The sequence below is a fragment of the Thalassotalea coralli genome (assembly GCF_055786205.1).
Window position 1 is genome coordinate 1 of the sequence record NZ_JBVVBK010000005.1, and the last position, 26,498, is coordinate 26,498.

General features: G+C 40.0%; 24 protein-coding genes. 5 read left to right on the forward strand and 19 right to left on the reverse strand.

What is annotated here, in order from left to right; genetic code table 11:
- Positions 1 to 515 precede the first annotated feature (515 nt).
- The gene (locus tag ACOB80_RS13100) at positions 516 to 1,613 is read right to left on the reverse strand and encodes an NF038122 family metalloprotease (RefSeq protein WP_473166294.1); all 1,098 of its coding nucleotides are present in this window, start codon (positions 1,611 to 1,613) and stop codon (positions 516 to 518) included.
- A gap of 193 nt (positions 1,614 to 1,806) precedes the next feature.
- Entirely contained in the window at positions 1,807 to 2,604 is a 798-nt protein-coding gene (gene pssA / locus ACOB80_RS13105; protein ID WP_473166295.1) for a CDP-diacylglycerol--serine O-phosphatidyltransferase, read from the reverse strand.
- A 165-nt stretch (positions 2,605 to 2,769) separates the two neighbouring features.
- On the opposite strand from pssA, the gene ACOB80_RS13110 reads away from it, so the two are divergent.
- On the forward strand, positions 2,770 to 3,219 hold the full coding sequence (locus ACOB80_RS13110; RefSeq protein ID WP_473166296.1) for a hypothetical protein: 450 nt from the start codon (positions 2,770 to 2,772) through the stop codon (positions 3,217 to 3,219).
- A 21-nt stretch (positions 3,220 to 3,240) separates the two neighbouring features.
- On the opposite strand, the gene clpB is transcribed toward ACOB80_RS13110, so the two are convergent.
- From clpB to rluD, 4 genes are all read right to left on the reverse strand, one after another.
- Positions 3,241 to 5,808 carry an ATP-dependent chaperone ClpB gene (gene clpB, locus ACOB80_RS13115; RefSeq protein WP_473166297.1) on the reverse strand — a complete coding sequence of 856 codons (2,568 nt, stop codon included), beginning with the start codon at positions 5,806 to 5,808 and terminating at the stop codon, positions 3,241 to 3,243.
- An 81-nt stretch (positions 5,809 to 5,889) separates the two neighbouring features.
- Positions 5,890 to 6,708, reverse strand: a complete 819-nt coding sequence (locus ACOB80_RS13120; RefSeq protein ID WP_473166298.1) for a hypothetical protein — start codon at positions 6,706 to 6,708, stop codon at positions 5,890 to 5,892.
- Positions 6,709 to 6,937: 229 nt separating this feature from the next.
- A complete protein-coding gene (gene pgeF, locus ACOB80_RS13125; RefSeq protein ID WP_473166299.1) occupies positions 6,938 to 7,678 on the reverse strand; it encodes a peptidoglycan editing factor PgeF in 741 nt (246 codons plus the stop codon).
- Positions 7,668 to 8,639 (reverse strand): 23S rRNA pseudouridine(1911/1915/1917) synthase RluD, encoded by a 972-nt coding sequence (gene rluD, locus ACOB80_RS13130; RefSeq protein WP_473166300.1) that lies wholly within the window; start codon positions 8,637 to 8,639, stop codon positions 7,668 to 7,670. The genes pgeF and rluD overlap by 11 nt, the downstream gene beginning before the upstream one ends.
- Before the next feature lie 162 nt (positions 8,640 to 8,801).
- Between rluD and ACOB80_RS13135 the strand changes: the two genes are divergently transcribed.
- Entirely contained in the window at positions 8,802 to 9,557 is a 756-nt protein-coding gene (locus ACOB80_RS13135; protein ID WP_473166301.1) for an outer membrane protein assembly factor BamD, read from the forward strand.
- Positions 9,558 to 9,626: 69 nt separating this feature from the next.
- Here ACOB80_RS13135 and glnB read toward each other — a convergent pair whose 3' ends face one another.
- On the reverse strand, positions 9,627 to 9,965 hold the full coding sequence (gene glnB / locus ACOB80_RS13140; protein ID WP_473166302.1) for a nitrogen regulatory protein P-II: 339 nt from the start codon (positions 9,963 to 9,965) through the stop codon (positions 9,627 to 9,629).
- Between the two features lie 153 nt (positions 9,966 to 10,118).
- Here glnB and nadE point away from each other — a divergent pair, with 153 nt between their 5' ends.
- The 3 genes from nadE to ACOB80_RS13155 all read left to right on the forward strand — a co-directional run bounded on the left by nadE (position 10,119) and on the right by ACOB80_RS13155 (position 12,245).
- On the forward strand, positions 10,119 to 10,949 hold the full coding sequence (nadE, locus tag ACOB80_RS13145; RefSeq protein ID WP_473166303.1) for an NAD(+) synthase: 831 nt from the start codon (positions 10,119 to 10,121) through the stop codon (positions 10,947 to 10,949).
- 74 nt (positions 10,950 to 11,023) lie between these two features.
- Entirely contained in the window at positions 11,024 to 11,584 is a 561-nt protein-coding gene (locus ACOB80_RS13150) for a GspH/FimT family pseudopilin (protein ID WP_473166304.1), read from the forward strand.
- Positions 11,585 to 11,663: 79 nt separating this feature from the next.
- Entirely contained in the window at positions 11,664 to 12,245 is a 582-nt protein-coding gene (locus ACOB80_RS13155) for a GspH/FimT family pseudopilin (RefSeq protein WP_473166305.1), read from the forward strand.
- Positions 12,246 to 12,287: 42 nt separating this feature from the next.
- Here ACOB80_RS13155 and ACOB80_RS13160 read toward each other — a convergent pair whose 3' ends face one another.
- The 12 genes from ACOB80_RS13160 to murJ form a co-directional block, all read right to left on the reverse strand.
- Positions 12,288 to 12,617: a hypothetical protein gene (locus ACOB80_RS13160; RefSeq protein WP_473166306.1), complete on the reverse strand. Its 330-nt coding sequence runs from the start codon at positions 12,615 to 12,617 to the stop codon at positions 12,288 to 12,290.
- A gap of 2 nt (positions 12,618 to 12,619) precedes the next feature.
- Complete coding sequence (locus tag ACOB80_RS13165) at positions 12,620 to 13,024, reverse strand: type IV pilin protein (RefSeq protein ID WP_473166307.1); 405 nt, start codon at positions 13,022 to 13,024, stop codon at positions 12,620 to 12,622.
- Positions 13,025 to 13,026: 2 nt separating this feature from the next.
- The gene (locus ACOB80_RS13170; RefSeq protein ID WP_473166308.1) at positions 13,027 to 16,584 is read right to left on the reverse strand and encodes a pilus assembly protein; all 3,558 of its coding nucleotides are present in this window, start codon (positions 16,582 to 16,584) and stop codon (positions 13,027 to 13,029) included.
- 21 nt (positions 16,585 to 16,605) lie between these two features.
- Positions 16,606 to 17,109 (reverse strand): pilus assembly PilX family protein, encoded by a 504-nt coding sequence (locus ACOB80_RS13175; RefSeq protein WP_473166309.1) that lies wholly within the window; start codon positions 17,107 to 17,109, stop codon positions 16,606 to 16,608.
- Entirely contained in the window at positions 17,097 to 18,122 is a 1,026-nt protein-coding gene (locus ACOB80_RS13180; protein WP_473166310.1) for a PilW family protein, read from the reverse strand. The genes ACOB80_RS13175 and ACOB80_RS13180 overlap by 13 nt, the downstream gene beginning before the upstream one ends.
- The gene (pilV, locus tag ACOB80_RS13185; protein ID WP_473166311.1) at positions 18,119 to 18,682 is read right to left on the reverse strand and encodes a type IV pilus modification protein PilV; all 564 of its coding nucleotides are present in this window, start codon (positions 18,680 to 18,682) and stop codon (positions 18,119 to 18,121) included. Before pilV ends, ACOB80_RS13180 begins: the two co-directional genes overlap by 4 nt.
- 263 nt (positions 18,683 to 18,945) lie before the next feature.
- Positions 18,946 to 19,875, reverse strand: coding sequence for a 4-hydroxy-3-methylbut-2-enyl diphosphate reductase (gene ispH / locus ACOB80_RS13190; protein ID WP_473166312.1), 930 nt, complete (start codon positions 19,873 to 19,875; stop codon positions 18,946 to 18,948).
- A 6-nt stretch (positions 19,876 to 19,881) separates the two neighbouring features.
- On the reverse strand, positions 19,882 to 20,319 hold the full coding sequence (gene fkpB, locus ACOB80_RS13195) for an FKBP-type peptidyl-prolyl cis-trans isomerase (RefSeq protein WP_473166313.1): 438 nt from the start codon (positions 20,317 to 20,319) through the stop codon (positions 19,882 to 19,884).
- A gap of 5 nt (positions 20,320 to 20,324) precedes the next feature.
- Entirely contained in the window at positions 20,325 to 20,834 is a 510-nt protein-coding gene (lspA, locus tag ACOB80_RS13200) for a signal peptidase II (protein WP_473166314.1), read from the reverse strand.
- Positions 20,835 to 20,909: 75 nt separating this feature from the next.
- Positions 20,910 to 23,729 carry an isoleucine--tRNA ligase gene (ileS, locus tag ACOB80_RS13205; protein WP_473166315.1) on the reverse strand — a complete coding sequence of 940 codons (2,820 nt, stop codon included), beginning with the start codon at positions 23,727 to 23,729 and terminating at the stop codon, positions 20,910 to 20,912.
- A 42-nt stretch (positions 23,730 to 23,771) separates the two neighbouring features.
- Positions 23,772 to 24,713 carry a bifunctional riboflavin kinase/FAD synthetase gene (gene ribF / locus ACOB80_RS13210; RefSeq protein WP_473166316.1) on the reverse strand — a complete coding sequence of 314 codons (942 nt, stop codon included), beginning with the start codon at positions 24,711 to 24,713 and terminating at the stop codon, positions 23,772 to 23,774.
- 116 nt (positions 24,714 to 24,829) lie between these two features.
- The gene (gene murJ, locus ACOB80_RS13215; protein ID WP_473166317.1) at positions 24,830 to 26,401 is read right to left on the reverse strand and encodes a murein biosynthesis integral membrane protein MurJ; all 1,572 of its coding nucleotides are present in this window, start codon (positions 26,399 to 26,401) and stop codon (positions 24,830 to 24,832) included.
- Positions 26,402 to 26,498: the final 97 nt, after the last annotated feature.

A 26,498-nucleotide genomic window follows, 5' to 3' on the forward strand; every position in this document is an offset into this window, starting at 1 on the left:
AAGTATTTTATGTATGAACATCACTGAAATAGTTTTGTCACTTACGTGACTGGTAAAACCGTATCACTGTGAATGTCCACACAAATTGCATGATAACTAATTGTTAAAGAACTGATTCTTTCGAATCTCGAACAACATCACATTCGTGTTGCCCGTGTGCTCTACCGTTGAGAGCGGATGCGCATTTTACGCATCTCAGTTTTGATGTCAACACTTTTTTTTATTTAATTTTAAATAATTTTTTGTGTTGGATGTTTTTGCTAAAAACCTAGTAAAAACACTTCATCTCACTGACTTCTAGGTTGTCCCTGAGAAGTGGATGCGCATTGTAGAGATCTTCTGAAAAGACGCAACCCTTTTTTTCAAAAAAATGTTTGTTCGGTCAAAGATTGTACAAACCAGTTAAAAGGTAACCATAAAGCTTAGTACAAATCGGTTATTACGCTAGTAAAAGTGAAAAAACTCCCGATTTTTAATCGGGAGTTTTTAAATAGTCGTTAGTATCAGACGATAACTTAGCTAACTTTTCTTCTACGAGAAGCGAATAAACCAAAACCTGCGATACCAAAAATAGCCAATGTTGATGGTTCAGGTACTTGATTAATAGCTAAGTCCCAACCAATAGTGTCAAAAGCTAGTAAATCAAACGCTGTTACATCAACTAATTCACCTGGAGCGGCAGTTGGATCTAATGCACCTATATCTAAGTTGTCTTTCCAATGGCTCGCTTGTTGTCCGTCACCATGTGTACGGCCTGAAGACATTGGCGCAATATTGGTTGCACCGCCATCAATAGAGAAGTAAGCATCACTACCAGGTCTAAAGTCTTTTGCACCAAGCGCAGTACTTTCAGTTGTATAACGGAAAAGATCTAAAGTAGACGCAATACCATATGGGTCTAAATCTGTTTGTGAACCATGGTAAAAGTCATAAAGATCCACACCACTAATAAAACCTAACGAGTGGCCAATTTCATGAATAGCTACACCAACAAAATCAAACGCACCTGCATCGATACCATCAGAAGCATCAAAATCAAAATTAAATTCACTACTAAAGGTTAAAGTTCCATCAGAGCCGCCAATAGCATCGCCAAAAAGATCTTCAGTGAAACCTAAAGCTTTAGCGTTTGCCTGTGTCATTAACACTCGAACGTTATCACCGGTACCACCGTCAGTATCATGCTCGATAACATCATTACCGTTAGCATCTTTTTCTAACCCTAAGAAAGTAAAACCACAATAAGCTTCGCCAATATCGTTACATTCTAAGTTTGATGCTGCGATAGCATCAGTTTGAGATGTTACGTCATTCATTAGAGCAAGCATTACATTATGATAAAGCAAGTCAACACGAGTTGAACCTGCCTGAGCTAAAACTCCAGGATTTAATGCTGCAAAGCCTATATTAAGCTCTACCGTTACATCGTCAGTAAACTGACTTTCCCAAAAAGCTACGGCTTCTTCAAAACCAGCAAGTGCAGCCTGTCCTTTAGCGTCAGCAAACTGGCTTGCATCATAAGTTAAATTAAACTTAGTTGCCGAAGCGGTATTGGCAGTAAGTGCTGCTATTGCTACAACAGTGGATAACAATCCTTTTTTAAATGTCCTCATGGGGGCTCCAATATATTTTTATTATTCAAACAATTAACGAATCTAAATACTCGTTGAAAATTGACAAAAATCTAATGCAATAAATGCACCCAAATTTTTTCCATATAAATTTCAACAAGTTAAAAAGTACCATCATAAAAATGTTAATTGACTGTAAAAAATACTGACACTTTTTTCACAATTAATGCGGTACTTAACTATTTATGTCGTTATCTTTTTTCTTGAATTGCGCATCTTTGTCATCACCCACTACGTGTTCCAGCTTAAGTTTCCTAACCGCTCGTATGGTAGTAACAGGGCCTGATAAGGCATAGCCAACAAAAATAACCGTTAATAGTTCCGCTGGGCTTGCAGCAACGACAACAAAAGCAGCCACAATAATAAGAACAACTATAAAGTTAACTCGACCTTTCCAATCAACATCTTTGAAACTGTTGTATCGAAAGTTACTAACCATCAGTAGCCCCACAACAATAGTTAATACTGCAAAAAACAGATTCAGGTCTTTACCGTCCACTTGATATTCAGTTCCTAACCACACGACACTCGCGATAACACCGGCTGCGGCCGGACTTGCTAGCCCTTGAAAATACCGCTTATCCACCACGCCAACCTGTGTATTAAATCTGGCTAGCCGTAATGCCGCTCCAGCAACAAACACAAATGCAGCTAACCAGCCAAACTTACCTAAATCAGATAAAGCCCAATTATAAATAACGAGACTTGGCGCAATACCAAACGACACCATGTCAGCCATACTGTCGTACTCAGCACCAAAATCACTTTGAGTATTGGTCATGCGCGCTACCCTGCCGTCTAAGCCGTCAAAGATCATGGCGACAAAAATAGCGATAGCTGCACTACTAAATTGCAGCTTCATTGAAGCGACTACTGCAAAAAAGCCAGCAAACAGACCTGCGGTAGTCAACAAATTGGGTAATAGATAAATCCCTTTAGAAGGAGGGTTAGTTTCATGTTTTTCTTCAGACATATAGTTGAATCAAGCCTTAAAAATTATCTCTTTATTTAACATAGTAAAACTATATATAACCACAAGCGATATTTTTTCTGTAATTGGTCAGTTACAGGTTTTATTGTGTTTCTGCTTTAGTACTGCTATAAAATCAACAGGAAAGGATGTTTTTTGAGGTACTCGATGCGCAAAGCTTTATTAGTTTTAGGGGTGTTAAGTGTAACTTCTACAGCGATAGCTGAAGGCGTGGTGGTGTATAAATGGATCGATAAAAACAATGTTGTTCACTTTAGCCAGCATCAACCTCAACATGTTAACTTTGAACAAGTTACAGTCTTTGGTGCCGCTCAAAAACCTACCCAAACAAAAAATGCCAGTCCGAGTACTTCTGTTCCTGCAAGCAATACTGATAACCTTCAACCTCCACAGAATGAATTAAACGAAACGTCTATTAAGAACCAAGATACAGAGCGTTGTGAAGCGGCGACTAAAAATATAGAAACGTTAAAAACATTTGAAAACATTCAATTCACTGCTGAAGATGGTTCAGTCCGAGTCCTCACTGAAAAAGAGAAAGAGCAGCAGTTGAGAATTAACCAAACTCACGTTGAGGTATATTGCCAGCAGCAATAACCTCAACGATACAAATGACTATTAAAAGGCTAGCTGTCCATTTACTAACGTAATCGACACTTGGCTACCTGATTGATAGTCACCTCTTAACAGTTTTTGCGCTAATGGATTTTCGACTAAATTTTGAATTGAACGTTTTAATGGTCTGGCACCAAATAACGGATCAAACCCAACATCAGAAATAAATGTTAATGCATCATCTGAAATAGACAAGGTTATATCTTTGGCCAATAATCGCTTAGATAACTCGTCTATTTGGATACTGGCGATTTCTTTAATTTGCTCTGCAAGAAGTGGATGAAAAACCACTGACTCATCGACTCGGTTGATAAACTCTGGCTTAAAATGCTGTCCTACTTCAACCATAACCCGTTGTTTCATCTCGCTGTACTGACTATCGTCGGCAAATTGTTGAATAAGCTCAGAGCCAATATTCGACGTCATAATAATTACGGTATTACGAAAATCTACAGTACGGCCTTGACCATCAGTTAATCGACCATCATCTAGTACTTGCAGCAAAATATTAAATACATCAGGATGTGCTTTCTCGACTTCATCTAACAGTACTACTGAATATGGCTTACGGCGTACAGCTTCAGTTAAATATCCACCTTCCTCATAGCCAACATAGCCTGGAGGCGCCCCAACTAAGCGGGCAACCGAGTGCTTCTCCATAAACTCAGACATATCAACTCGAACTAACGCGTCTTCACTATCAAAAAGAAAATGTGCTAATGCTTTCGTTAACTCTGTTTTTCCTACCCCTGTTGGACCTAAAAACATGAATGATCCAATTGGCTGGTTAGGATCAGCAAGCCCTGCCCGTGAGCGTCTAATTGCGTTAGCTACACTAGAAACAGCTTCTGATTGACCAATAACGCGTTGATGAAGCTCCTCTTCCATGCGCAGTAGTTTGTCCTTTTCTTCTTCGAGCATTTTAGAAACAGGGATGCCAGTTGCTTTACTTAACACGTCAGCAATTTCTACATCTGTTACTTTGTTACGGAGTAAACTCATTTCTTGCATTTCAGCTTGTGACGCTAAATCCAGTTGCTTTTCAAGCTCAGGAATTTTGCTGTATTGCAATTCTGCCATTTTATTCAAGTCACCGCTTCTTCTTGCGTGATCTAATTCAATTCGCGCTTGCTCTAAATCGCCCTTTATTGCTTGAGTACCATGAATAGCTGCTTTTTCCGATGTCCAAACTTCATCTAGTTCATGATAACGGTTCTCTAATTCTCTCAATTGGTCGTTAATTAAAGATAAACGCTTAATAGATGACTCATCAGACTCTTCTTCAAGTGATTTTTGCTCAAGTTTCAATTGAATAATTTTTCGTTCAAGTCTATCTAGCTCTTCTGGCTTAGAATCCATTTGCAAACGAATGCTGGAGGCTGACTCATCGATAAGATCGATTGCTTTATCTGGCAATTGTCGATCAGCAATGTATCGATGTGATAGCGTCGCTGCTGCAACGATTGCGGGATCGGTAATATCGACGTTATGATGTAATTCATACCGTTCTTTTAACCCTCGAAGAATAGCAATAGTATCTTCTACACTTGGTTCTTCCACTAAAACTTTTTGAAAGCGACGTTCAAGTGCCGCGTCTTTTTCAATATATTGGCGGTATTCATCCAAAGTAGTAGCACCTACACAATGAAGGTCACCTCGAGCTAGAGCAGGCTTTAACATATTGCCAGCGTCCATCGCTCCGTCAGTTTTACCAGCACCTACCATGGTATGAAGCTCATCAATAAAAAGAATCACCTGACCTTCTTCTTTAGCTAATTCACCTAGTACGGCTTTTAACCTTTCTTCAAACTCGCCTCTATACTTTGCACCAGCGACTAAAGCCCCCATATCAAGAGACAATACGCGTTTGTTTTTTAGACCTTCAGGTACTTCGTGATCGACAATTCGTTGCGCTAACCCTTCGACTATCGCAGTTTTACCCACACCAGGTTGGCCAATCAATACAGGGTTATTTTTCGTTCTTCGCTGCAATACTTGAATAGTGCGTCGAATCTCTTCATCGCGACCAATTACAGGATCTAGTTTTCCTTCTGCAGCTCGCTCCGTGACATCTACCGTATATTTATCCAATGCTTGGCGAACATCTTCAGCATTGGCATCATTAACAGCTTGGCCGCCACGAATATGCTCTATCGCATCTTTTAATCGCTTTTCAGTTGCACCAAGTGATTTCAAAATTTGTCCCAGCTTTCCTTTGTCTTCCATGGCTGCTAGAACAAAAATTTCAGATGATATGTATTGATCATTTAATTTTTGCGCGTATTTATCACACAAATTCAATAAATTACCTAGTGAACTAGATAACTGTACATCACCTCCCGTACCTGAGACTTGAGGTAAACTAACGAGTACCGACTCTAATTGTGAACGCAAAGAATAAATGTCAACGCCTGCGCTTTTAAAAAGCGGAATAGTACTAGAGTTGTTTTGATTGAGAAGGGATAACATCAAATGGCTAGGCTCTATAAATTGATGATCTTTTCCAAGCGCCATAGATTGCGCATCGGAAATAGCCATTTGAAATGTTTGGGTAAAGCGGTCTAATCGCATAAAAATTCTCCTACTGCCATATTACTGGTCTTACGACTTACTTGTCATTAAATTTATGGGCAAGTAGGAGAATTTCAAGTTTTAATAGTTGCAGGCTTGATGTAACTCAAGAATAAATGAGGTTGTTTGCTTTAATTGCTCTTGCACATCATCAGGTAAGTTAAGTTCGCTTATATTCGGCAGTGAATCAGCAAGCTCTCCCGTAATTACCTGATAGAAAATCATCGCAGTAAAAACTGATCCTGTATAAGAAGCGTGATTTCCATCATTATCGTATAGGTTTAATTGCGGATAATCGTCAATAAGCTTATCCCATGCCAGTCCAACTGGCGCGAGGCAACTCTTTTGCTTTTCTATTATCGACAAATGAATATCGTGTACGTATTGAGCTTCACTCGCATTTCCTAATTGAGGGTGCTCTGGAAATAAAATTGGAGTTGCGTTGTTATGTTTAACCTGCGAAACCCAATACTCCGTAGCTACAGTGGAATAAGATCGACTTTGGCTTTGCGAGTACTTTTGCCCCTGTAAAACAACATGTGTCCACTGACCGCTATCTATCTTTTCTTGTGTGATGCCATCTTCAACACGCTCATCTAAGTATTCAATGCCGGTTAACGTTTCAACTGTAGCTTGGCTATTAGGCTTTCCATGCTCAATTAATAGTTTAATAGTATCGCCTAAATTGTATGCGCGTACATGGCTATTACCAATTAATAAGACTTTATAGGGGTTTGATATAGAATTATCGGGAATTTCGATATTATCTTGTGGACTACCAATTGACGTATTTGGCGAAGTTGATTGGTTAGGTGACGTTTGACTATTAGCAGAGCTAGAACTGCTCCCTCCACCGCAACCAAATAAACAACTTAAAAAGAGTACTGTTATTATTCTCATGTGTCTCCCTGCATAAAACTTTTATAAATTGTATTTGTCGTTTTTAAAAATTGCATTTAAGTATAAATGCAAAATTCCTTTATTTTTTATTGATTAAAATAAGGTTCAATAGACTTATTTAACAGACATTTAAAATTGCATGTCTGCTAGAGAAAAATTGTACGCACACAATCTAAATAATGTAATTTTGAATTGTTACAAAATCTTTCCACGCTTGTTTTTTTATTTGCTATTGGGGAATATAAATGACAGAGGCCATTCTGCCTGTTAGATGTTTACGACGGTAAGAATAGTAGTTGTCGTCAGAAAATGTACAAGGCTGACTTTCGTTAATAATTTCAACACCATGTGCTGCTAATATGTGTCTAGTTATGCCTGCGATATCACCATGCCACTTGTCATCGCTCGTTTTAATAAAATACTGCGCTAATTCTTTATTTAACCTGAGGAAAGTTTCATAAACTTCATGCCCGACTTCAAAGTGCTTTTGGCTAATGCATGGACCTAGCCAAGCAAGCAGTTGGTTTGAGCAAGACTCCATAGCGTTAAGTGTATTATCAATGATATTTGCAGCTAAAGGTCGCCAACCGGCATGTATAGCCCCTATTTCTGTTCCATCTTTATTACATAGTAAAATAGGCAAACAATCGGCGGTCATTATCGCTAACGCTATTCCAGATTGACAACTTACCATAGCATCTGCTTTAGGAGGTACACTCAATAATCCGTCCACGGTCGCTACGTCGTTACCATGAATTTGCTCAAGCCACTGAATCGAATGCAAAGAAGAGCAAGATTTTAATAGTTTCGCTCTATTTTCTTTAACACAGTCTGGCTTGTCATTAACATGATAAGCTAAATTAAATGACCCGAACGGTTTCTGTTCTGAGACAAGTCCTGCATTAGTTTGAACGGCTTGCACATTAGCAATGCCGAACTCAACCGGAGTGATTAAAGGGTTAGCTGGCATCTGAGTTTTGCTTGCTATCCACACGCAAAATATCAGTAAGAGCGACCATATCCTCTGGCACAGGAGCGTGCCATGTCATTTGCTCGCCAGTAACAGGGTGAAATAGCGAAAGCATGGCTGCATGCAATGCTTGTCGTCTAAACCCTCGTAAGGTATCGATAAGTTCAGGCGTCGCATTTTTAGGAAGCCTTGGACGCCCGGCATATAAAGGGTCACCAACTAACGCATGACCAATGTGTGCCATATGAACGCGAATTTGGTGCGTTCTTCCTGTTTCTAATCGTAATCGAAGACGCGTGTGTGAACGAAACTTTTCCATCACGCGGTAATGAGTTACTGAAGGACGACCGTTCATAGTTACGGCCATATGAGTACGTTTAGTCGCATGTCGACCAATAGGCTCATCTACGATACCACCTGCGGTCATTTGTCCATTGGCAATAGCTTCATATTCACGCGTAATTTCTCGTGCTTGCAATGAATCTACTAAATTAGTTTGAGCCGCGATTGTTTTTGCAACGACCATCAAACCAGTTGTATCTTTATCTAGACGATGAACTATCCCTGCCCTAGGAACAAGTTCAATCTCAGGACAATAATGTAATAATGCGTTTAATATAGTTCCGTCAGGATTTCCTGCACCAGGGTGCACGACAAGGTCTGCTGGCTTATTGATCACTAAAATATCATCATCTTCATAGACAATATTCAATGGGATCTCTTGAGCTTCAAAGCGCTGTTCTGCTTCAATAGTGGCATCAATATCGACAGTTTCACCGCCAAAAACTTTTAGCCTTGCTTTGGTTTGAACTTGTCCGTCAAGCATTACATCGCCAGCCAAAATCCATTCTTTCAAACGAGAGCGAGAATAATCAGGGAACATTTCAGCAATTGCTTGGTCGAAACGCTTACCTAAACAGGTTTCAGGGATGGTTTTAGTTAGTTGAATTTTCTCTTTCATTAAAATCTCATTGAAATAGCACTGTGCAAGGATAATTTGCTGAGTTAGAATGCAAGGATATATTTTACCTGCTTGTCTGATTAATTACATTAGCTAATTAACAAATGTGCAGTAATTAAATACCTTAGATAGAAAGTAGTGATAACAAAGTCTATGGACAATATGAAAATAAAATACCTATGTTTTGCAGCCGTAATTGCTATAACGGGCTGTTCATCTTCACCTGATAAAGATGAAATAGCCAAAGTACCAGATAAATCTGCGCAAGCGCTTTTTGTTGATGCTAGGGAAGCATTAGATGCTGGATTGTACAGCAAAGCCATCCAAACTCTTTCCGCAATAGATTCTCGATTTCCATTCGGTCCTATTTCTCATCAAGTTCAATTAGATTTGATTTATGCTTATTACAAAAGCGGTGATTCAGCTCAAGGTATAGCATTGGCAGATAGATTCTTAAGATTGAACCCAAATCATGCAAATGTTGACTATGTTCATTACATGAGAGCCTTAACTAACCTATCAACGGAAACGAACTTGTTCCAAGATATTGCTGGTATCGATCGTTCAAATAGAGATGCAACGGCTTCCACCGATGCGTTTAACGATTTTAAAACTATTTTAACTAAATATCCTGATAGCAAATATGCTAACGATGCAAGACAACGCATGATTGGCATTAAATCTCGATTAGCAAAATATGAACTATCTGTCGCTCAATATTACTTTACGAGAGAAGCATATGCTTCAGCGGCGAATCGAGGCAGATATATTGTGGAGTATTTCTCTCCTAGTCATGAAGTAGAGCAAGCGTTAGAAATTATGATCGAGTCATACGACAAAATGGGTATGGATGATTTGAAAAAGAATGCCCTTCAAGTATTAGCGGCAAACTACCCTGATAACTCTATGGTTAACTAGAGTTTCATTGCTCACAGAAATAAAAAAACCTGCCATCAATAGCAGGTTTTTTTATGTTAGTACCTAAAACTAAATCGCTTCGTTGTCTTCTTCACCAGTTCTAATACGAACAACACGTTCTACATTGGTAATAAAAATCTTACCATCGCCTATTTTGCCAGTTTGTGCCGTCGTCATTATTGCTTCAACACAACGCTCCACTTGTTCATCAGCTACGACAATTTCTAATTTAGCTTTAGGTAGAAAGTCCACCATATATTCTGCACCTCTGTACAGTTCAGTGTGACCTTTTTGACGACCAAAGCCTTTTACTTCAGAAACAGTCATCCCTGTGACGCCAATTTCTCCTAGAGCTTCTCGTACGTCGTCCAGTTTAAATGGTTTAATTATCGCTTCTATTTTTTTCATTAACTATCTCAGACAACTTTAAATTATCTAATATTCTACACAATTGTTTCGCGGGTTAAACCGTTAAATGCAAATTTGCTCACATTCTGTGAGTGATTTTGGTAGACTCAACCACCAAATATTTTTATTACGTTATCAAGAGTGTGTGAGTCTATGTCACCAGAAGAAATCATCAAAGAAATGCGCGTGTTACCTACAATTGATGTCGAGTTTGAAGTAAGGCGACGCGTCGACTTTATTAAGCAAACGTTAGTAAAATCTGGGCTGAAAAACCTAGTACTAGGCATCAGTGGCGGCGTTGACTCTTCGACCTGTGGTAAGCTCGCACAAATGGCTGTTAACGAATTAAACAAAGAACAATCAGACACCTTTCAGTTTATTGCAGTAAGATTACCTTACAATGTGCAAGCAGATGAAGATGAAGCTCAACTGGCAGTAGAATTTATTCAACCTTCTCACTGTTTAACAACAAACGTAATGCCTGGTGCAGATGGAATTCACTCAGAAGTAGAGAATGCATTGGCCTCTAGTGATTTATTAAAGGCAAGCGATGCTCAAATTGATTTTTCAAAAGGTAATGTTAAAGCGCGAACCCGAATGGTTGTCCAATATCACATTGCGGGAATATTAGGCGGTTTAGTGATAGGTACAGACCATTCAGCGGAAAATATCACGGGGTTCTTTACCAAATGGGGTGACGGTGCCTGCGATCTTATCCCGCTTTTCGGCCTTTCTAAACGTCAGGTTAGAATGATAGCGAAGCACCTTGGTGCACCTTCTGTATTAGTTGAGAAAGCACCTACTGCAGATCTTGAAGAGCTAGCTCCCGGTAAAAAAGACGAAGATGCCTTAGGCATTAGCTACGAGCAATTAGACAACTTTTTGGAAGGCAAAGGCGTAAGCAAAGAGATTGAAAATAAAATTGTTTCTATTTACTTAAAAACTCAACACAAACGTCAGCCTATCCCAACGATTTACGACTAATTACAATCTAGGTTGGCAATCTACCTAAACCCCGACTATAAATAGTAATCTCAATTTACGTTAAGGATGACGTTATGAAAAAGGAAAAAGGACTTTCCTTGATTGAAATTCTGATTACCATCTCACTTCTTATGTCTATTACTGCTTTCGCAGTTCCTAGCTTTTCTCACCTACTAGTAAAAACTCGGGTAGACTCAGAAATCTATCAATTAACTAAACTACTACAAGTAGCCCGAAATCAAGCTATCAATGGGCAGCACCCAGTAACGCTTTGCCCGCTAGGATTGGATAATACATGTACAAATGATTGGAATAAGAAACTGTATGTGTTCTCGGATTTTAACAACAATCGAATTTACGAGCCTATTGCACAAGAAGAAGTGTTTGCGATAAAAGACGAAGTTACACAAAATGATATCTTGCAATACGCGAAAACAAGAACAGCAATTACTTATGGTTCTTTAGGTTATTTAAAAGGCTGGGGGCAAAATGGCACCTTTAAATATTGCCCTTATCGACACCTAGAATTAGCAAGAGGTTTAATCGTCGCCACCTCTGGTAGGTTTTACGTAAGCTTTCAAACCACACACAACAAACAAAAAACTCGCAGCAATAAGTTTATACGCTGTACTTAATGCAGTGGCAGCTAGCTTTAAACAGTGGTATAACTAATGTAAGGCTAAAGTTTTACGCATCTTGCGTTTTGGTGTTGAAATGAAGAGTATTTATTGTTTGAAAGCAAAGCATTCACAACAGCTTGGGATGACGATGATAGAACTTTTAGTGACAGTAGCTATCCTAGGAGCTGCTTTAGCTATTGCTATGCCCGGTATGACAACTTTTATCACAAAAAATACAGTAGATGCCCAAACAATTGAATTACAGCGACTTCTCTTGTCTGCTAGAAATGCTTCGATAAATAGTGGTCAACCGGTAACTGTATGTCCATTAAATGGAAATGCGTGCAGCGCTAATTGGCAAAATGAAATTAGTGTCTTTATCAATGGTGACGATCCAGCGACTTATAATGCAGCGGATGATGAGCTGGTAAAGATTAAGGCAAAAATTGAATCCAGCGATAAACTTACCTTTAGTGATGGCAACAGTATCGTATATCTACCTACAGGTAGAATACAAAATGGCGCCAATGTTAGGTTTACCTATTGTCCAAGCGACGATACAAGTTTAGCGCGCGGTGTAGAGATTTCGTTGTCAGGACGAGCCTATTTAACTCAAGATACAGACAATGACAATAAAGATGAGACAAGAGCTGGAGCAGAGCTTAGTTGTTCATAATAACTCAAGGCATACTGCTCAGCTTGTTTTCCTAACTGTCTTTTATTTCGCTTGTTTTCGCTCAACACTACGAGCAACAGCACTTTGAAAGCGTTTTGAATGCCAAGTACATTCAAGCGTTTTATACACTTCTTTAGGCTTGTTAAATCCAGCTGCCCTAATGGTTCGTCCTGGTAACGTAGTTCGAAGCTGTTCAAACTGGCTTTGCGTAACCATGCCCGAATAAATTGTTGTTCCACCACCTAATAACTCGACATGACATTTCGCTTTTTGAACTTCTTCTTCAGCAAAAGAAGATAAACTCGTCGTTAGACAAGCGAACAGCAAAGACGACTTGGCTAACCAACTAAAACTCAGTGTTTTTTTACTCATAGCTAATTCTCCCAACAGCCTGATGCTGGTGTCTTTTCGCCCAGATGATTGATAGTTAATGAAGTACAGCCAGTATCTTTAACCTGCCCTTTTTTCGCCGTAGCTGTCAGAACGAATGTCGCCCCATTTACTGCTGCATCAATACTATAGTAACCATTTTCGGTGATAAATGGGTCTGCATCCATACCTAGTGCAGTCATATCGGTTGTGTAAGCTCGGCTATCAACAAATAATTGCTCTTGTAAATTAGCTAGATTAAGCAACGCTGACTGCCCTTCCGTTCTATTGCTACGCAGGACAAAGTCAGAATAGGACGGATAAGCAACAGACACTAAAACACCAATAATAGCCAAAGCTAACAACAACTCTATCAAGGTTGCCCCTTGCTGTTTTTTATTAATTTTCACGTTTACTGCGCCTCTTCAATATACAAATTAGTTCTCATGGTTTTTAACGTGAATCCAACAGGGATTATTCGTCTTCCTACGATAATATTGCCTTCTGCATCATCTACAGTATCAGGATCCCCATCACTTTTAGGAACTACAATCAGTGTTGGTGTACCTAAAAATTGCTCGCTTATATAAACCTTACGCTCATCGCCATCGGTTATACCATCAGGGTTTTCTGAATCAACCCAATTATAAACATGCGTACCTAATGCCAAATCTACGGCATACAACCAACCTTGTCCGCCAGGTACGACACACACGCCGCTGCCTGCTGAAAGTGTTGGTGGTACGTACGAGTTAAAATGAGCTACCCCTTCAATAACAATTGCCGAGCTAGAGCTCTTTTCACCTGAATTTTTGTCGTAAAGCATATACCAACCCGACTTTTTACTCACCGCTATTTCTAGGCTGTCCCTTTCGGCAGTAGTTAGGTTTTGATCGAACGGATTATCGGTGTAATCATAAAGATCAGAAATCGTTAATGCATTAGGTGTCGCAGGGGTTGAGCTATTAGAAAACGACATTGTTTTGATATTTGCATCTTTAATCATAAAAAACACGTCTTGCGTGTCGTTTCCTAAAGGATTAGAAACATCACCTGAGCCAATGAGTACCGCTTCATAGGGAATTTCTTGTCTGGAAGTAATAGTTTCCGTTTGCCCGTCTTTATCTACAATCTCAGTTTCAATTGTTTCTGAAACAAAGGTTCGAACTACAGAAGGTTCAGCAAAAAAACGTCTATCAGTCGCATTATCAATACCACCTCCGCCTAAACTGGCCAATTTAAACACTGTCCAAGGTGAAGAAGAACTTGAGGGGTTATCTCCCGGCATATCCACCCGCCAAAGGTCTCCTCCAGTGTCACCAACATAAAGCCTATCGACCAACCCATTGCCATCACTATCTAACGTAGCAATAGTTGAAGGGATACTATGGCTACCAGCAAATGCGGTCGTGCCACCGGAAGGTGCTAAGCTCCACTTCAGTTGACCTGTCTTGGCATCAACCATATAAATAGCTCTACCAACATTGTCAGTACTACCTGGGCCTGCATTATCTTTTGATATATCGTAACCACCACCAAATATAACAACAGGACTAGCTACAGCAGAAGATCCCGTACCTGAGGTATTAAGTGCGCTATATGCAATTTTGGGCTGAGACCAAGATTGGCCTAACTCTTCGAAACCAATAGAACTTGCGTCTTTATGCCATAACATTTTAGGTGTATCAGGCAAAGTAATATCCATCGCATAATAGGAGCTTCCACCTCTTCTTAAGCCAAAGAATATCCATACTTTATCTTCACCATTAACAATACCGTCACCATTTTGGTCTTCAATGTAGGAAGTAATCTTCCCATCAACACCGTAGACTTTATCGCCTCCTGCAAAGTTTTCTCTAAGCGTTTTAATATTTTTAAAAAATTCGTGAGGTAAGAATGCCCAATCTTCTGAGACAGTATCTGTACTAGTGTCATCTTTAAACATGTGTAATGCACCGGCATTAGTGCCAATGACAATACGAATACTGCTACCATAATTAATCACAAGAGGCTTAGAGTGAAGAGGATCTCCAAAAACATCATAACGCATATCTGTTTTTGAAGTATCTTTGTCTTCATCGTCAACATCTATTCCTTTATGCCAGTCGAGTGTGTCATCAATATCACTCTCTTCAATACCAAGGGCCTCAGCAGTCTTAGTCGTATCTCCGTAGAATGAAACAACATTAGTTCGATTAAAATCAACTAAAGCGCCAGACGCACCTATATTACTAACTAACTTACGAGTCGTTACCTTTCTGAGCATATCGGCAACACCGCCCTCTGCTACGGCTTGCCCATCTTTACTGTTTGCCTCAGACCAAAAGCTAGTAACTTCATCAGAAAAATGGCCAGTATCTTCGTTCAATGCATTCACATCGCCTTGTCCAACTTGCACTTCGTTGACGACCTTATATTTCTTCAAATTGCCTTGCCAGCGAGGAGCGTTTTGCGGGTCGAACATGGCATAGTAAACAGAATTTAACGTTTCAGTTTTATCTAGATTATTTGCCGCAACTGACGCAGATGTAAGGCTTTCATTACTCGGCTCTAATTGTTCAAAGATACTGGTTAAAGCGTTAGTAAGTTGCGTATGATCATCGGCATAAAAATACTCACCGCCGCCCTGTTCTGCTGTTGCTTCAAGCAACTCTTCCGCATCCTTAGCGCCATCACTAAACCCAATGGTAAATGTGGTAATTTTTTGGGTTCCGTCTAAATCCAAATTAACATCGTTGTTATGCATCCAGCCAGCCAATGCAGCTAAATAGTTGCCTTTAACCTTACTACCCGAAAATGTCACCGTATTTCCGTCTGCATCTTTCGACGTTAACCCCGAGATTTTTGTATCGGCAGCATTATCATTTGTTGGTTCGCCATCCGTTAAAATAATGACATAAGCGTTACTATTACATTTTTTAAGTGGGGTTATGTAATCGCCGCTTGACGCAACACTAGAGTCCATAGGAGGTTGATTTTTGGTATAGCTATAACTTTTGAAGTTTCTATCATCATCACCAAAATCGACAAATTTACCGGAGAAATACAAAGATGCTTCATATAAGGTTTCACAAAGAGGTGTCCAGGTTTCTGGAGAAAGATCGTTCTGAATAATATCAAGCAATGCAGTTTTATTCGCTACCGTTGATTCCTTAATACCAAACGCAATTCGACCTCCGTTTGCGTCATTAGCACCATCACCATCATCAAAGTTAAAGACTTGAAGACCAAAATCGACGGAAGGAGCAGCATGTATAACACTGCTAATACTATTCACCGCTTGATCTAGTCGAGATAAGTACGTTTTGTTAACGGTAGCCCCATGGTGCCAGCGAAGGTAGTTGTCTGTGTATAAAGTAACTAATTGACCATTCCACTCTACATTAGAGTCCGCTGCATCTGATGTGTGATAAATCGGGTTCTTTTTGGTACCTTGGCTATCAACAGGATATCCTTCAGGCAGTGAAGCTACATTTGTTGGTATTCCCGCAGTAACATCATCTTCGCAGTCAATAATTTCAATATTAGCGCCGTTGTTGTCAGGTATTTCCTGCCAGGAACCATTGTTCCCTTTGAGCTCATACTCTCTAATTCTTCCAGTATAAAAGCCGTTGGTCGCAAGTATATCTGCTGCTGTTTTACAGGAGTTTATTTCATCTAAAAATCGGCGGGCTTCACTCGGGCTATCTGGAACAGGAAGCGAAGTATTATCAATACCACCTTTAGTAAAATATATAAACCTATCTGATAAGGAGTTAAGGCCACCTACTGCAGGATAAGTAGTGTTAGGGTTATATGGTTCAGTAACATAGTCTTCTGTACTCATACTACCGGAATTGTCGAGTATAATTAAAACTTGAGGTCTCGCACCTAACGACTTAACAGCGTCACTGATATAAAGCTCTATATCCTCGCCAACCGTCAACCCAGAAGCTAGAACCGTCAGTAATCCTAAAGCTAATTTTTTCATATCATCCCCAAAATGGCCGCATTATTTAAGCAGCTGTTGCGCGACACCAGAGTTAGCAACAATTTCTGCATTATTATTACGCCCATAACTTCGATTCACTTGCACTTGAAGTACATTGCAAGCGAAAATTTGCACCGAAGAAGCTGACCGAGAGTGGGGGCAGTCAGCTTCAAGTTTATACAGATTGTTCGTTACATCAACACTCGCAGTAGCACCCGATTTAGTTCCTGGTAATAACTCTGCTTGATTTTCGTTTGGAAAGTTATCGTCTGTAATTTTCTTAGCAAATACATTGGTATTACCCGGCGTTATTTGATTAAAAATCACCTCATCTATGGCACTTACCGCAGCCTGTGTTGCAATCATTTTATCTTCGCTCGCACCCGACATTTTAATGTCAGCAGTGGTATTCTGCATCAATGCGGCAACCACTGCGGTTAAAGCAATCAAGAACACCAACGCAACTATTAGCACCACGCCTTTTTGCTTTGACTTTACTTTGTTAAGATTACTTAAGGTGGCCATACGTCAACTCTCGCGTTAAATAAAGATACAGTGGAACTAAATAGCAGTCGCCTAAAATTGTCATCTGGTGTGTATTGAATATCACCTAAAGTATAGGTGTTTTCATCGGTATAGTTAAAATCTGGCGTCACTGTACGAGCCAGTACATAAATTTTAACTGCAATAATTTTACTGCCACTGGCGCCATTCCAGAACGCCTGAGTCATATTATCTGCTGAAATAAATGCATTCACGACGCCATCGTCATCAGAATCTACACCATACATGAAACGGATAATCTCAATACCATCAACAATTGGTGCAAAAGCCATGGTGTCAGTTAATCGCCCTTGCATTAAAACAGGAACATTATAAGTACCTTGAGCCTGCTCAGTTACATAGTAGACGTGGTGCTGATATTCCCATATTTGACTATTTTCGATGGTAGGCATAGCGACACCACCTTGCAATAAGCTGCCTTCTGTCATATTGGTCACTAGATAATAATTATCACTATTAGCTTCTGCTGTCGCCTCCAGTGTTGGTTGGGATATAGTTCGTTTTAATTGAATAATGTCTGAACCGTCTCTTGCAGGAGATGCAGCTGCAAAGCAGCCTAACGGATCATCAGCATTTGCAGTTGTTCCCCATAACGTTCTGAAATGTCCTGTTGCCGTAGGAAAAGTGGCGTTATTAATTCCACCTCCCACGCAATCGTTACCTGGAGCCCCTGGCGCAGCGCCTCTTAAGTTTGCGGTTCCAAATACTCCCGTATAGTCGCCCCAAAAGTCTTGCCGGCTTAAATCGTCAGATAATAGGCTGATGGCGAAACGACCATTTTCCTGCAGCTCACCGAAGCTTGTTGTAATTTCAGAAGTACTTTTTACATTGACAAAAACAGATAACACGCCAGCAACGAGAAATAATCCAACAGCAAGTGAGATCAGTAACTCAACAATGCTAAAGCCCCTCGAGTGACATACTGCCCTCGAAAACTTTTTTTTATGAAGAAAACTTTTCTGATAAATGATCAATTTATAAATGCCTCTACCACTACTTGTCTTCGTTGGTTATTTGCGGTGCCGCAGCCGTCAACATCAGCATTATCGCTCGTACTAACACGGCCTTGCCAACTAATTACCACCTGTACCGCATTAGCATTTTGACTAATACAAGCTCTTGCCCCTATCAGCCCGCCAGTACTTGCACCATTATTAGTAACATTTGCGCCCATGAGTGCTGATTCCCATTCAAATCTATCATTGGTGGCTAAATCGTTACTGTTACATAGGTTTGCGGGGCTGTTACATCGATTGGCAGGAACGGCATCTAAAGCAGCACCATAGTCATTGCGTACATAACTGGCGATGCTATTCGGATCATTGCTGCGAATCCGCTCAATAATATCTTGAGCAAGTGCCGATGCTAAAGATCGTTGCATGGCATCAAAGCTACTTTTTTTCACCGTTGCCTGCATTGCTACTGCGCCTATAACCCCAACAACAAGTAGAAATAACGCGACGAGTACTTCGATGAAAGTCATTCCTTTTGAAGAGCGCTTTTTGACAATAGTAGAAATCCGACCAAGCCTCATAGAGAACCTCGACAATACATAAGCTCAACGATGAACTTTGAATAAAAAATAAAAACGAAAGAAACTAGCGGGCTTGAAATACAAGCTCGATGTTTTTGTGTGGGGGCATATGTGTTAAATATCACTTGTGTGAACTGCATTAACCCATACCTTTTGTGTCCGTAATCTAGCAGCTATCCTTTATCTTACTGCATTTTAACAATTGGGGTTCTGACAAATATGAACCCCAATCAATATGTTCAACTTTTAATCTACCTTTTAGACTAGCGCAATTCTACCGGAACAGCAAATACAGTATTTTCTTCTTTACCAGGAAACTCTACTGCTTTGGTTCCACCATGGCTTTCTAGCGTTTCTACAACGCGGCTAACGAGTACTTCAGGAGCAGAAGCACCAGCAGTAACGCCAACAGTAGACACGTTTTCTAACCAATCGGCGTTAATATCGTCTGCAGAATCAATTAAAAAAGCTTTAGGACCTATTTTTTCAGCCAATTCACGAAGCCTATTTGAATTAGAGCTGTTTTTAGCACCAACCACTAACATTAAATCAACTTCACTGGCAATGGCTCTCACCGCATCTTGTCTATTTTGGGTGGCGTAGCAAATATCATCTTTGCGAGGACCTTCAATCGCAGGGAATTTCTCTCGAAGTGCGTCAATTACATCGCTAGTATCGTCTACAGATAAAGTCGTTTGACTACAGTAATACAGCTTTTCGGGGTTTTTAACTTCTAAAGAGTCGACGTCGTCAGGCGACTCGACTAAATAGATACCGCCAGCTTCACTTTCGTACTGCCCCATCGTACCTTCGACTTCAGGATGTCCGGCATGACCGATTAGAACACATTCAATGCCCTTACGACTTGCTCTAGAGACCTCCATATGAACTTTGGTCACTAAAGGACATGTAGCATCAAAAACCTTAAGACCTCTATCTTTTGCTTCTTGTCGTACAGCTTTAGAAACACCATGAGCGCTAAATATTACCGTGCAGTCGTCTGGTACTTCGTTCAACTCGTCGACAAAAACAGCACCACGTTTTTTTAAACCATTAACAACAAATTTATTGTGGACGACTTCGTGACGCACATAAATTGGAGCTTCGAACAGGTCTAGTGCTCTATCAACAATACTTATTGCTCTATCTACGCCAGCACAAAACCCTCTCGGGTTTGCTAATACGATTTCCATAATGCCCTACCCCAGTATTTCAATAACATCAATAACGAATGTTACCGCTTGCCCAGCCAGCGGATGATTAAAATCAACCGTTACTGAGTCGCCAGAAACTTCTTTTATCATACCCGGAAGTTCAACGCCACCTGGTTGCGTAAAGGTAATAATGTTACCAACTTTAGCAGGAGCATCGGCAGAGAATTTATTCGCATCAACATAGTGGATATTATCGGGGTTTGGTTCACCAAAAGCGTCTTTTGCTTCGAGCGTAAACTCTTTGCTATCCCCTTCTGATAAGCCAAGCAACTGTTCTTCGAAAGCAGGGGATATACTTTTATCTCCCATAATAATTTTCGCAGGCTTATTATTTACTTTTGTGCTATCAGCAGCGGAGCCATCAGCAAGCTTCATCGTAATATGAACAATGATGTTCGATGTATCAGTTATTTGTTTACTCATTAAACTTAATCCTCAGTGGCTTGCTGCTTATTTGTTTTTTCTTGTTGAATTGAGTCGATAATCATTAGTGCTGCACCAACGAATATCGCTGAATCTGCGATATTAAAGGTTGGCCAAGCATGACCCTGCCAATGAAAATCGAGAAAATCAATAACATAACCGAACAACATACGATCAATTAAATTGCCTAAAGCACCGCTAAGCATACAAGCAAGCGCAATTATTAACATCTTTTGTTGAGGGGGTGTTCTTTTCATCCAAACAAGAAAAACAATACTGGCGATAAACGCTATTGCGGTAAAAAACCAACGTTGCCAACCACCTTGGTCTGCTAAAAAGCTAAACGCTGCACCAGTATTTTGTGCGTAGGTTATATTAAAAATAGGTAATACTTCGATAGATTGATACAAGCTCATAGTACCAGCAACCCAATGCTTAGAGACTTGATCTATCACTAACAAGATTAAGGTTAACCACAACCAACGTAATCCGTTAGCTTGACTTGATTCAGACATACTTTTCTCAACTTTAGATACTAAAATGCTCAGCTTACAAAACTGAGCATTTATCGTGACATAATTCGAATTTAATTACGCAAATTTGCGTTGTTCGCCATCACCGTCAACATTAGTCACACAGCGACCACATAACTCTGGATGAGCTTCGTTTTGACCAACATCAGCGGTAAAGTGCCAACAACGCTCACACTTAGTTCCAGTAGACTGGCTTACAACAATTGAAAGACCTTCTAACTCCGTTACTAAGGCATTTTCTGGTGCAGAGCTAATATCCGCGACTGTAGCGCCCGAAGTAATTAATACAAAACGTAATTCATCATCTAATTTTGATAACACTTCTGTTATTTCTTTAGATGCAAACAAGGTAACTTCAGCCTCAAGGCCTTTACCAACCACTTTATCTTTACGTGCTTGCTCTAAGGCGCGGTTTACTTCACCACGAACCTGAAGCACTTGATCCCAAAAGTCATTGGTAAAACTACTTTGTGCGCTTAAGTTTTCAAGTGGTGCAAACCAAACATCAGTAAATACAAACTCATCTCGCTCTCCATCAACTGGGGCAGGAAGAGCTTGCCAAATTTCCTGAGCGGTAAATGATAAAATAGGCGCCATCCAACGTGTCATGCCTTCTGCAATTAAATACATCGCAGTTTGACACGAACGTCGTGCGTTGCTGTCTGCTTTCGCCGTGTATTGTCTATCTTTAATGATATCTAGATAGAAACCACCAAGCTCATTAGTACAGAAGTTCATTAACTTATGTACTACATTGTGGAACTCATAAGCATCGTAAGCTTCTACAATTTCTTTTTGAAGTTGCGCCGCACGACCCAATACCCAACGGTCAAGCTCAACCATATCATTTACATCTACCGAATGGGTCGCTGGCTCAAAGCCGTTAATGTTCGCAAGTAAGAAACGCGAAGTATTGCGAATTCGACGATACGCATCAGCTTGGCGCTTAAAGATTTCCTGAGAAACAGTAATCTCTTGCGTGTAGTTAACCGATGCAACCCATAAACGTAAAATATCTGCACCTAGCTTATTTGTAATCTCTGAAGGTGTGATTACATTTCCAAGCGACTTAGACATTTTCTTGCCGTCAGCGTCAACGGTAAAGCCATGGGTTAATACTGTCTTATAAGGTGCGTTACCGTTAATTGCCATTGCTGTTTTTAATGACGACTGGAACCAACCTCTGTGCTGATCTGAGCCCTCTAGGTACAAATCAGCTGGATAATTTAACTCTTCACGTTGCGCCATCACGGTATAATGGGTAACACCTGAATCAAACCACACGTCTAGCGTATCGGTAATTTTTTCATATGCCTGTGCATCGTCACCTAGCAATTCTTTAGCATCTAGTTCGAACCACGCATCCATTCCTTGTTTTTCGACACGTAACGCCACTTCTTCAACTAAACGAGCGGTATCAGGGTGAAGTTCTTGCGTTTCTTTATGAATAAATAGCGCAATTGGCACGCCCCAAGTACGTTGACGGGAAATACACCAGTCAGGGCTAGAATCAAGCATAGATTCTATACGAGCTTGTCCCCAATCTGGGATCCACTGAACCCCTTCCACTGAATTTTTAACATCTTCGCGCAAGCTATTCTTGGTCATACTAACAAACCATTGAGGTGTTGCACGGAAGATTAACGGTGTTTTCGTTCTCCAACAGTGTGGGTAGCTATGAGTTAACTTAGTTTGAAATAACAAGTTGCCATGTTCTTTTACTGTTTCAATGACTTTTTCGTCAACTTTATAAACATGCTCACCAGCAAACAGTTCAACATTGTCACGATAAATACCGTTGTCATCTAGGTAATTTAGCGTTTCAATATTGTATTTTCTACCAACATTGAAATCGTCTACACCGTGGTCTGGTGCAGTATGAACACAGCCAGTACCTGCATCAGTGGTAACATGGTCACCCAAAATAACGGGTACGTTGTGATCGTAAAATGGATGGTTTACTTGTAAATGTTCAAGAGCCGCACCTGTTGTTCTACCAACAATAGAGAAGTCGTCTATACCAGCTCGCTCCATTACGCCTTCATATAATGCTTCAGCAAGTAATAAACGTTCACTGCCCGCTTGTACTACCACGTAGTCTAATTCAGGGTTAACACTCACCGCTTGGCTTGACGGTAAGGTCCATGGTGTTGTCGTCCATATAACGACAGACACTTGGCCTTCACCGCTTAAATCTGCGATAACATCCGCTAACGATGATTGATCTGCAACAGGGTACTTTACGTCAATAGAAAAAGACACTTTGTCTGCGTATTCTACTTCCGCTTCTGCCAATGCAGAGCCACCAACAACACTCCAATAAACAGGTTTAAAGCCCTGTTCCAAGTGACCATTTTCAACGATTTTACCTAACGCACGAATAATATTTGCTTCGGTATCAAAATTCATTGTTAGGTATGGGTTATCCCAATCACCAAACACACCTAAACGTTTGAAATCTTCACGTTGGCCGTCTACTTGCTTAGCCGCATACTCACGACATTTTTGACGAAAGTCCGCTGCAGACACTTTATGTCCTGGTTTACCAACTTTCTTCTCTACCATTAACTCAATCGGTAAACCATGACAGTCCCAACCTGGAATATAAGGAGAGTCGAAATCAGATAAGGTTTTCGCTTTAACAATAACGTCTTTTAAAATCTTATTTACGGCATGGCCTAAGTGGATATTACCATTAGCGTAAGGAGGGCCGTCGTGCAAAATAAACGACTTCTTACCCTTCTTAGCAGCACGAATTTTGCCGTAAAGATCTTTATTCGCCCAATCTTTAAGCATCTGCGGTTCACGATTCGCCATATTTCCTTTCATTGGGAAAGGGGTATCAGGCAAATTTAGGGTATGTTTATAATCACTCATTTACTTTGATATCCATCAATAATGCTGGTTTATCCAACAAATTTATTCTAAAGCATCGACAAATTGTCGTGCTTGTTCACTGTCTTTTTTAATCTGATTCGTTAACGCTTCAATTGAGCTAAACTTTTGCTCTTCTCGAAGCTTTTTAAGCATGACAACTTCAATACTTTCACCGTATATCGCTCGATTAAAGTCAAATATATGCACTTCAAGTTGCTGCCTTGTGCCTGAGACACTAGGTCTATTGCCAATATTGGCAACACCATAATATTTTTCATCTTTTATGATGACTTGTACAGCGTATACGCCTGAAACAGGCGACACGCGACGCTTAAGCAGTAAATTAGCAGTAGGAAAGCCTATTTGCCTCCCTCTTTTATCGCCGTGAAATACTCGCCCAATAATAGAGTAAGGTCTTCCTAACATAGATTGAGCTTTAGCAAAGTCATCATCAAAAAGCGCGTTTCTTATTTCTGTACTGCTTATTCTGCATTGTTCAAGCTTAAAGCTCTTAGTATCTTGCACACCAAAGCCATACTCAATACCCGATTTTTGTAACATGGTAAAATCACCTTGACGGTTTTTACCGAATTTAAAGTCATCACCAATAATCAAGTATTTAATGTGCAATTGCTCAACTAACAAGTTTTGTACGAATTGTTGAGCAGTTAGGCTAGCAAATTTTCTATTAAAATTTACACAAAGTAATCGCTTAATACCTAACTTTTTTAGCAAGGCGTATTTGTCACGTAATCGCGTTAATCTAGCAGGGGCTCCTGAAGGATTAAACAACTCTTGTGGTTGAGGCTCAAATACCATGACAACCGGCTCAGCATTCAACTCATTTGCTTTTTCTATTAGCGCTTTTATGACCCTCTGATGACCTAAATGAACGCCATCAAAATTACCGATGGTAAGCACGCAACCTTTACCTTTATATTCATCTGTGAGTTGAATATTGTGAATACCGCGAATAAGTTGCATTTATCAGTTATACCTTGCCTACGAGTACAGTTTTGTACATTTTTTCATCTTTCTGGTGCTAAAGAGCACAAAAACCGAAGGATTATAACGTAGTAATAAACAAGAATCAGTAATCGTTAAGTATTTTTTTGCACTTTAAAATCACCTAATCGAATACCTAAAGCTATCACGCAAAGAAAATAACTTAACGCCCCTACAGATATATAAAACGTAAGGCGATAAATTTTTTCAAATAACGAAAATTGCAACCAAACGTCAAAAGGCGGAGATAAAGAAAATACGATTGCTGCCATAACAAGAGAAGACAGTAAAATTTTACCTATATAAATTTTGGTTTGTTTACTTAAAGCAAATACTTGTTCAGCTTTTAGCCCTCGATAAAGTAAAAACGCATTTAAAGTTGCTGAAAGCGTTGTCGCCAGAGCTAAACCAACATAGCCGAGAAACGGCGCTAACATGATATTAAATGCCATATTGGCTACCATAGCCTTGATACCGATTTTTACCGGTGTTTTCGTATCTTGTCTTGCGTAATACCCTGGCGCCAAAATCTTAATAAACATAAAACTAAGTAGCCCACATAAGTAGGCATACAAGGCATAAGATACCTGCATTACCGTCGTCTCGGTAAACTCTCCTCGCATAAACAACGCCATGATTATTGGCTGCGCTAACACGACTAATCCGACAAATGCTGGCCAGCCAAGTAAATTGACGATACGCAGACCCCAATCAATGGTCGCTGCGAACTCTTCATTACTTTTTTTAGTATGAAGCCTAGACAAGCTCGGCAAAATAACAGTCGCAATACCAATGCCAAATAATCCTAAAGGAAATTCCAGTAGGCGATCCGCATAATATAAAAAACTCACCGCGCCTGTTTCTAACAAGCTTGCTATCTGGGTATCTAATAAAAGGTTAATTTGCGTAACAGATACACCAAATAAGGCAGGTGCCATTAACTTGCGGATTTTTCTTACACCTGCATGCGCCCATCCCCACTTAGGCATTACTAGCGCGCCAGCTTTATATAAAAACGGAATTTGGAATAAAAACTGAGTTAAGCCGCCTAAAAACACCCCCCAAGCAAGGGCATACTCAGGGTTGTCAAAGTGTTCGTGTCCCCAAATTGCCATGGATATAATACAGACATTTAGCAGCACAGGTGTAAACGAGGATACGGCAAACTTGCCGTACGCATTAAGTATTGCCCCCGATAGAGCGGTGAAACTGACAAACCAAAGATATGGGAAAGTTATTTTCAACAAACTCGAGGCTAATTCGTATTTACCTTCATTATTTGCTTCAAGTGACTCGATAAAAAATCCCGGCCCAAAGACCATAACAATTATGGGAGATGCGATAACACCGACTAGTGTAACCAAAGTAACTGCCACGCCTAACGTACCAGAGACTTTAGCTATTAATTCTCGTGTTTCCTTTGTTTTGTTATCGAGATCGTTCTGATGATACTCACTTAATACCGGGACAAAGGCTTGCGCAAAAGCGCCTTCTGCAAATAACCTTCTCAGGAAATTAGGAATTTTGTTGGCAAAGAAAAAAGCATCGGCACTAGCCCCTGCCCCCATTTTGTCTGCAATAACGATGTCTCTGACTAAACCAAGAATTCTAGACAAAAATGTCATAAAGCTTACTATCAAGCCCGACTTAATAAGTTTATTGCTCAAGGAAAAATTCCAATTTGAAGTGGATTATTTTATTTTTAGTAATTATCAACTGAGTTGTTACCTGAAAACAAGTAGCAATAAGTGTTTATCATTAAAA

What these genes read in the sequence shown, in the direction of transcription:
- ACOB80_RS13170 (WP_473166308.1), bottom strand. Translation starts at nt 16,584, where the DNA reads ATGAAAAAATTAGCTTTAGGATTACTGACGGTTCTAGCTTCTGGGTTG.
- ileS (WP_473166315.1), bottom strand. Translation starts at nt 23,729, where the DNA reads ATGAGTGATTATAAACATACCCTAAATTTGCCTGATACCCCTTTCCCA.
- glnB (WP_473166302.1), bottom strand. Translation starts at nt 9,965, where the DNA reads ATGAAAAAAATAGAAGCGATAATTAAACCATTTAAACTGGACGACGTA.
- ACOB80_RS13120 (WP_473166298.1), bottom strand. Translation starts at nt 6,708, where the DNA reads ATGAGAATAATAACAGTACTCTTTTTAAGTTGTTTATTTGGTTGCGGT.
- fkpB (WP_473166313.1), bottom strand. Translation starts at nt 20,319, where the DNA reads ATGAGTAAACAAATAACTGATACATCGAACATCATTGTTCATATTACG.
- rluD (WP_473166300.1), bottom strand. Translation starts at nt 8,639, where the DNA reads ATGAAAGAGAAAATTCAACTAACTAAAACCATCCCTGAAACCTGTTTA.
- ribF (WP_473166316.1), bottom strand. Translation starts at nt 24,713, where the DNA reads ATGCAACTTATTCGCGGTATTCACAATATTCAACTCACAGATGAATAT.
- ACOB80_RS13160 (WP_473166306.1), bottom strand. Translation starts at nt 12,617, where the DNA reads ATGAGTAAAAAAACACTGAGTTTTAGTTGGTTAGCCAAGTCGTCTTTG.
- ACOB80_RS13100 (WP_473166294.1), bottom strand. Translation starts at nt 1,613, where the DNA reads ATGAGGACATTTAAAAAAGGATTGTTATCCACTGTTGTAGCAATAGCA.
- ACOB80_RS13110 (WP_473166296.1), top strand. Translation starts at nt 2,770, where the DNA reads ATGCGCAAAGCTTTATTAGTTTTAGGGGTGTTAAGTGTAACTTCTACA.
- clpB (WP_473166297.1), bottom strand. Translation starts at nt 5,808, where the DNA reads ATGCGATTAGACCGCTTTACCCAAACATTTCAAATGGCTATTTCCGAT.
- pgeF (WP_473166299.1), bottom strand. Translation starts at nt 7,678, where the DNA reads ATGCCAGCTAACCCTTTAATCACTCCGGTTGAGTTCGGCATTGCTAAT.
- pilV (WP_473166311.1), bottom strand. Translation starts at nt 18,682, where the DNA reads ATGAGGCTTGGTCGGATTTCTACTATTGTCAAAAAGCGCTCTTCAAAA.
- pssA (WP_473166295.1), bottom strand. Translation starts at nt 2,604, where the DNA reads ATGTCTGAAGAAAAACATGAAACTAACCCTCCTTCTAAAGGGATTTAT.
- ACOB80_RS13155 (WP_473166305.1), top strand. Translation starts at nt 11,664, where the DNA reads ATGAAGAGTATTTATTGTTTGAAAGCAAAGCATTCACAACAGCTTGGG.
- nadE (WP_473166303.1), top strand. Translation starts at nt 10,119, where the DNA reads ATGTCACCAGAAGAAATCATCAAAGAAATGCGCGTGTTACCTACAATT.
- ACOB80_RS13135 (WP_473166301.1), top strand. Translation starts at nt 8,802, where the DNA reads ATGAAAATAAAATACCTATGTTTTGCAGCCGTAATTGCTATAACGGGC.
- ACOB80_RS13150 (WP_473166304.1), top strand. Translation starts at nt 11,024, where the DNA reads ATGAAAAAGGAAAAAGGACTTTCCTTGATTGAAATTCTGATTACCATC.
- ispH (WP_473166312.1), bottom strand. Translation starts at nt 19,875, where the DNA reads ATGGAAATCGTATTAGCAAACCCGAGAGGGTTTTGTGCTGGCGTAGAT.
- lspA (WP_473166314.1), bottom strand. Translation starts at nt 20,834, where the DNA reads ATGTCTGAATCAAGTCAAGCTAACGGATTACGTTGGTTGTGGTTAACC.
- ACOB80_RS13175 (WP_473166309.1), bottom strand. Translation starts at nt 17,109, where the DNA reads ATGGCCACCTTAAGTAATCTTAACAAAGTAAAGTCAAAGCAAAAAGGC.